At 70.4% G+C, this 6,687-nt stretch carries 6 protein-coding genes; 4 read left to right on the forward strand and 2 right to left on the reverse strand.

Annotated elements, in window-relative coordinates; translation table 11 throughout:
- A partial coding sequence (locus ACWDX9_RS57525) for an FHA domain-containing protein (RefSeq protein ID WP_449971645.1) occupies nt 1-1,252 on the forward strand: 1,252 nt, incomplete at its 5' end.
- Nucleotides 1,253-1,531: 279 nt separating this feature from the next.
- Here ACWDX9_RS57525 and ACWDX9_RS57530 read toward each other — a convergent pair.
- Together ACWDX9_RS57530 and ACWDX9_RS57535 are read right to left on the reverse strand one after the other, a co-directional pair.
- On the reverse strand, nt 1,532-2,071 hold the full coding sequence (locus ACWDX9_RS57530; protein WP_449971647.1) for a hypothetical protein: 540 nt from the start codon (nt 2,069-2,071) through the stop codon (nt 1,532-1,534).
- A gap of 147 nt (nt 2,072-2,218) precedes the next feature.
- A complete protein-coding gene (locus tag ACWDX9_RS57535; protein ID WP_449971650.1) occupies nt 2,219-3,307 on the reverse strand; it encodes a GNAT family N-acetyltransferase in 1,089 nt (362 codons plus the stop codon).
- Nucleotides 3,308-3,362: 55 nt separating this feature from the next.
- On the opposite strand from ACWDX9_RS57535, the gene ACWDX9_RS57540 reads away from it, so the two are divergent.
- The 3 genes from ACWDX9_RS57540 to ACWDX9_RS57550 form a co-directional block, all read left to right on the forward strand.
- On the forward strand, nt 3,363-4,214 hold the full coding sequence (locus ACWDX9_RS57540; protein ID WP_350735376.1) for a tRNA (adenine-N1)-methyltransferase: 852 nt from the start codon (nt 3,363-3,365) through the stop codon (nt 4,212-4,214).
- Nucleotides 4,215-4,408: 194 nt separating this feature from the next.
- Nucleotides 4,409-6,181: a proteasome ATPase gene (gene arc, locus ACWDX9_RS57545; protein ID WP_318786861.1), complete on the forward strand. Its 1,773-nt coding sequence runs from the start codon at nt 4,409-4,411 to the stop codon at nt 6,179-6,181.
- Between the two features lie 170 nt (nt 6,182-6,351).
- Nucleotides 6,352-6,687: acylphosphatase (locus ACWDX9_RS57550; protein ID WP_449971653.1), on the forward strand; the 336-nt coding region annotated here is incomplete at its 3' end.

Consider the following 6,687-nt stretch of genomic DNA (forward strand, 5'->3'; position numbering starts at 1 on the left):
GGCCAACATGGCCGGCGACCCGGCCACCTGCGCCGTCGCGGGCCGGGTCGGAGAAGGCGTGGCCGTCCTGGTCAGCGGCTCGGCCGCGGCCGTCATCGGCACCCCGGGCGGTGAGACGCGGCTGGCCGGCAGCGACTCGCTGACGTGGGCCGACCGGCTCGTCACCGGGCCCGTCGAGCGGGTCGAGCTGAGCCTGCCCGGCGCCGGCACCCCGCACCCCGCGGTCCGCTTCGACGGCGGCGTGGTGCACGGCGGCGGCCTCGTGGGCGACCTCACCGAGCGGTCCTCGTCGCCCGCCCCGTCCAGGCCGCTCACCAGCGAGATGCCCGCCACGGCCTTCCACCTCGAGGCCGACCTGGTCCAGCAGCCGCCCGCGCCGGTGGAGCGGCCGCCGTACCCGCTGGCCGACCAGCCGCCGGTCGTGCCGGGGCCGCCGTCGGGCCCGCAGCCCGCGCCGGTGGAGCAGCCGTCGTACCTCTCGCCCCAGGACCAGCCCCCGTACGTCCCGCCCCAGGACCCGCCGCCCTACCACACGCCGCAGGAGCAGCCGGCCCCCTTCTTCGCGCCGCAGGAGCAGCCGCCGCCCCTGCCGGAGCCGCAGCAGTTCCCCTCCTACGACGAGCCGCCCCCCGGCAACGGCGTGGCCGACCAGCCGATGCCGCAGCACCTGGGCCCGTCCGACCACTTCGACCAGCCCGCGCCGCCCCTGCTCGGCCCGCCCGACCACTTCGAGCACCCTGGCCAGCCGCCGCAGGAGCAGCAGCAGGACCACGGCGACCGGCCCCTGGTCTACGGCGTCGACTGCAAGAACGACCACTTCAACGACCCCCGCTCGCCCTACTGCGCGGTCTGCGGCATCGCGCTGGTGCAGCGCACGCTCGTCCCCTACAAGGGGCCGCGCCCGTCGCTCGGGGTGCTCATCCTCGACGACGGCACCGCGCTGCCGCTGGAGAGCGACTACCTGCTGGGCCGCGACCCCGAGCGGGCGCCCGAGGTGGCCGGCGGCACCGCCAGGCCCGCCAAGGTGACCAGCCCGGACGGCTCGGTGTCGCGCCGGCACCTGCGGGTGGCGCTCGACGGGTGGGACGTCAACCTGGTGGACCTGGGCTCGGTCAACGGCACCCAGATCCAGCCGCCCGGTGACCCCAACTTCTACGACATCCCGCCGAACGAGCCGGTCACCATCGCCCCCGGGACGACGGTCCGGGTCGGCGTCTCCCGCACGCTCCGCTTCGAGGCGCACCGGGGATAACCCGGCCGCCGGAACGCCCGCGTCCCCGTCCAGGGGCCGCGGGCGTTCCCGTACGCCGCTCAGGACGCCACGAGCTCGGGGGCGGTGAGGGGCTGCCCCCGCTCGTACCGGTGCATCGCGACATGCGTCGCCTCAGCGCGCTCCGCGAGCATTCTCACGGAGTGCCAAAGGCCCATGATTTATTGATAAATGGTCAAATGTCCGCAAAATCTTCGGACAAATGGGGCGGGCGGGAAGCGGCCATTCTCCGCCCGATCCAGGCAGGCAACCGGTCGCCCGTTACCCCGGGATCCGGCCGCCTCCAACGGGAAGGTTCGGCGGCTGGGCCGGGCAGAACGCCCGTACCCCGCGCAACAGCCGTACCGCGGCCTCCAGCCCGCTCGCCGCCTCCAACGCCCGCCCGGCGGCGGTCGCGAAGCGGCTCAGCAGGTGCTCGTCCCCGTCGCCGAACCCCCGCCCGGCGACCCACACGAACGTGTGGTCCCGCGTCGCCAGCGGCAGCGGAGTGGCCAGGAAACCCGGCTCGCCCACCGCCGCGTCGCGCGCCAGCCGGACCGTCGCCGGCACGGTCGCCAGCTCCTTCAGCACCCCCGACCCGGCCAGCCACCGGCGCACGCGCTGGGGATCGCCGGGAGGGGCGTGCGTGTGGATCGCGTCGGCCTCCAGCCGCAGGGCGTCCACGCGCACGAATCCCGCGTAGGCCGTGCCCGTGACGGCGGCGGCGGTACGCGCCAGCCGGTCGAGCAGGTCGACGGCCTCCAGGCAGGAGAACGAGGCGATGAGTTCACGCATGGCGGCATCGGCATGGTTGTATGACATCGCGGTGGTCCCTCGGGGGGAGGAGAGATCGCGCGGCCCGATCGCGCGAAACTGAAGTGCGGGTGCCCTGACTATCACCCCCGACGCGGCTCCTGACTAGCCCTCAACAGGAAATCGGGATTTCTGCCCCCTCCCGGTCCGCACGCGTCACGTGGGACGCAGCACCGACCACGCCAGGTCGTCCGCCCGCGTCCCGTCCGCCTTGACGAACAGCCCCCGGTGCACGCCCTCCTGGCTGAACCCGGCCCGCTCCAGCACCGCGTGCGAGGCCGTGTTGCCCGCGTCGGTGCCGGCCACGATCCGGTGCAGAGCCGTGTTCGCGAACGCCCAGTCCACCAGCAGCCGGACCGCCCGCGTCATGAACCCCTTGCCCCGGAACCCGGGCACCAGCGAGTAGCCCACCATGGCCTGGCCCAGCGACGGGACGACGTGCGCCAGCTGGATGTGCCCGGCGAACGCCCCCGACGCCGCGTCCCTGACGGCCAGCTCGATCCGCTGCCCCGACACCCACCAGTAGCCGGTGTAGCGGCAGCGCCGCTCGTGCTCCTCCAGCGTGCCCATCGGCCCGAAGTGATAGGCCGCCACGGTCGGGTCGGCCAGCATCCGGTGGAAGTCGCCGGCGTCCTCCACGGCCATCGGCACCAGCCGCACCACGCCGTCGCACAGCTCCCCGTCCGCGAAGAACGGCAGGTACGGCTCCGCCGGCACCGCGTCCCCCGCCAGCCGGGCGAAGGCGACCATGTCGACGTAGCGGCCGTCGCGCAGGCGCCTGGCGTCCCGCCGGCGCCCCTCCTCGAGGAAGCCCGCCTTGACGGCCACCCGCAGGCTCGCCACGTTCTCCACCGCGGCCTGCAGCTCGACCCTGCGCACCCCGTGGTCGAACAGCCAGTCGGTGACCGCCCTGGCCGCCGTCGCCGCGACGCTCCTGCCCCGGGCCCACGGCGCCACCATGTAGCCGATCGAGGCCACGCCCCACTGATCGGGCCGCACGATCCCGATGGAGCCCACGTAGCCGCCGTCCCGCGTGATCACGAACTCCGCGCCGCCGTCCGCCCACTTCGCCGCCGCCTTCTCCAGGAAGCCGCGCGCGTCCTCCCTCCGGTACGGCGACGGCAACGCCGGCAGGAACCGGGCGGTCACCGGGTCGTTGCACACCTTCACGATCGCCTCGACGTCCTCCTCCGCGGGAGGCCGGAGAATCAGGGGACCGGTGGAGATCATGTCGCGCGGAAGCATCCCCCATAGATACCGTGCGTCCGGACGCACTCGAAAGCCCTATAACCTTGCGGCCATGGGTTTCCGCAGGCATGGGCCTTTCCAGGCGGGGGATCAGGTGCAGCTCACCGACCCCAAGAACAAACGCCACACGATCACGCTCAAGGAGGACGGCGTCTTCCACACCCACAAGGGCGCCATCCCGCACAGCGACCTGATCGGGCAGCCTGAAGGCTCCGTCGTGCGCTCCTCGGGGGGCACCCAGTACCTCGCCTTCCGCCACCTGCTGCAGGACTACACGCTGGCCATGCCGCGCGGCGCGGCCGTCATCTACCCGAAGGACGCCTCGATGATCGTCGGCATGGCCGACATCTTCCCGGGCGCGCGGGTGATCGAGGCCGGCGTCGGCTCCGGCGCGCTGACGTGCTTCCTGCTGCGGGCCGTCGGCCCCGACGGGCACGTCACCTCGTACGAGCGGCGCCAGGAGTTCGCCGACGTGGCGAGCAAGAACGTGGAGAAGTTCTTCGGCGGCCCCATGGACGACAACTGGCGCCTGGTCGTCGGCGACCTGGTCGCCTCCATCGACGAGAGCGACGTCGACCGGGTGATCCTCGACATGCTCGCCCCGTGGGAGTGCGTCGACGCCGCCGCCAAGGCGCTCACCCCGGGTGGCGTGATCTGCTGTTATGTCGCCACGACCACGCAGTTGTCCAAGACGGTCGAGATGATTCGCGATCACGGGTGTTTCACGGAGCCGCATGCGTGGGAGACCCTGGTTCGCGACTGGCACGTCGAAGGGCTCGCGGTGAGACCGGATCATCGGATGATCGGCCACACGGGATTCCTGGTCACCGCCCGCCGCATGGCGGACGGAGTGACGCCCCCGCCGAGACGCCGTCGACCGAAGGGGACCACCGAGGAACTATGACAATTTGGCCACGGGGGTGCGTTGGTGCGTGACACGGGAACAGATTGCCGTGTTCATGTGCTGGGAGTATTAAACGCACTATTGAGGATTATTCACCGAATACTGAATGTCACTCTACGAACACTGCCCGGCCAGGTTACGGAGGGGCCCGAGATAGGTAAGGTCCTAAGTAGTCGCCCTCGACTGGGAAGGAGGTGACGGGCGTGGCAGCTCGCGATGATGCTGAGGCTCGAGCCGCGCAGCGCGAACGGGAGGTCGCTGATCTTTCAACACAGGTCTCCTTCCTCCAGGAGGAGATCACCGCGCTGAGGCGGAAGCTGGCCGAGTCACCCCGTCAGGCCAGGGTCCTCGAAGAGCGTCTTCATGAGGCGCAGGCGAATCTCGCGGCCGTGACCGGCCAGAACGAACGCCTGGTCGCCACACTGAAGGAGGCCCGGGACCAAATCGTCGCCCTCAAGGAGGAGGTCGACCGGCTGGCGCAGCCGCCATCCGGTTTCGGCACCTTCCTCGAGGCCAGAGAAGACGGCACCATCGAGGTGTTCACCGGCGGCCGCAAGCTCCGGGTGAACGTCAGCCCTGCCGTCGACATCGACTCGCTGCGGCGTGGCCAGGAGGTCATGCTCAACGAAGCGCTCAACGTGGTCGAAGCTCTCGGCTACGAAGAGGTCGGCGAGATCGTCATGCTGAAAGAACTGCTCGACGAGGGCAAGCGGGCCCTGGTCATCTCGCACGCCGACGAAGAGCGCGTCGTGCGACTGGCCGAGTCGCTGGTCGGCCAGCCCATCAGGGCCGGCGACTCGCTCCTGCTCGAGCCGCGCTCCGGCTACGTCTACGAGCGCATTCCCAAGTCCGAAGTCGAAGAGCTCGTCCTCGAGGAGGTCCCCGACATCTCCTACGAGGAGATCGGCGGCCTCGGCAGGCAGATCGAGCAGATCAGGGACGCCATCGAGCTGCCCTACCTGCACGCCGACCTGTTCCGCGAGCACAAGCTCCGGCCCCCCAAGGGCGTGCTGCTGTACGGTCCGCCCGGATGCGGCAAGACGCTCATCGCCAAGGCGGTCGCCAACTCCCTGGCCAAGCAGGTCGCGGAGAAGACCGGCCAGTCCGGCAAGAGCTTCTTCCTCAACATCAAGGGCCCCGAGCTGCTCAACAAGTACGTCGGCGAGACCGAGCGGCACATCCGCCTGGTCTTCCAGCGGGCCCGTGAGAAGGCCTCCGAGGGCACCCCGGTGATCGTGTTCTTCGACGAGATGGACTCGATCTTCCGCACCCGAGGCTCCGGCGTGTCCTCCGACGTGGAGAACACCATCGTCCCTCAGTTGCTGTCGGAGATCGACGGCGTCGAGGGCCTGGAGAACGTCATCGTCATCGGCGCCTCCAACCGCGAGGACATGATCGACCCGGCGATCCTGCGGCCCGGCCGCCTGGACGTCAAGATCAAGATCGAGCGGCCGGACGCCGAGGCGGCCAAGGACATCTTCTCCAAGTACCTCATCGCCGACCTGCCGCTGCACCCGGACGACCTCACGGAGCACGCCGACTCCCGCGAGGGCACCATCCAGGGCATGATCCAGAGCGTCGTCGAGCGCATGTACACCGAGAGCGAGGAAAACCGCTTCCTCGAGGTGACCTACGCCAACGGCGACAAGGAAGTCCTCTACTTCAAGGACTTCAACTCCGGCGCGATGATCCAGAACATCGTCGACCGTGGCAAGAAGATGGCCATCAAGCAGTTCCTCGAAACCGGCCAGAAGGGCCTGCGGGTGCAGCACCTGCTCACGGCCTGCGTGGACGAGTTCTCCGAGAACGAGGACCTGCCCAACACCACCAACCCCGACGACTGGGCCCGCATCTCCGGCAAGAAGGGTGAGCGGATCGTCTACATCCGCACGCTCGTCTCCGGCAAGCAGGGCACCGAAGCCGGCCGGTCCATCGACACCGTCGCCAACACCGGCCAGTACCTGTAGAACCCCCGAACGGGAGGGCCCGCCGCGGCCCTCCCGTTCGCATGTCCGCGCCCTGCCGCGGCGGCCGGCGCGACCACCCGGCGACCACCCGGCGACCACCCGGCGAGGACGCCGGATGCGACACGGCCGATACGCATGCACGCCGCCCCGATCAGGCGCACACTGGGCTGATGACCACGCTCAAACGAGTAGACGTGCACGTCGAAGGCGTCGTCCAGGGCGTCGGCTTCCGCCCCTTCGTGCACTCGCTCGCCCGCCGGCTGGGTCTGGCCGGGCGGGTGCACAACGACGTCGACGGAGTGCACATCGAGGTCGAAGGCGCCCTGGCCGGCGTCGAGGAGTTCCTGACCGCGCTCGAACGCGACGCACCCGCCCTGTCCGAGATCGAACGCGTCACCGTCGTCAGCGCCCGCCCCACCGGCCACAACGGCTTCACCATCGCCGCCGGCACCGCCGATCCACAACTCCCCCGCCACCCAGTCCGGACAGTCCCGGCCACGCCCGTC

It is taken from the genome of Nonomuraea sp. NPDC003201, from assembly GCF_053590415.1.

Bases quoted from the DNA above. Each gene is read 5' to 3' on its own strand.
- ACWDX9_RS57540 (WP_350735376.1), top strand. From the start codon at position 3,363: ATGGGTTTCCGCAGGCATGGGCCTTTCCAGGCGGGGGATCAGGTGCAG.
- ACWDX9_RS57535 (WP_449971650.1), bottom strand. From the start codon at position 3,307: ATGCTTCCGCGCGACATGATCTCCACCGGTCCCCTGATTCTCCGGCCT.
- ACWDX9_RS57530 (WP_449971647.1), bottom strand. From the start codon at position 2,071: ATGTCATACAACCATGCCGATGCCGCCATGCGTGAACTCATCGCCTCG.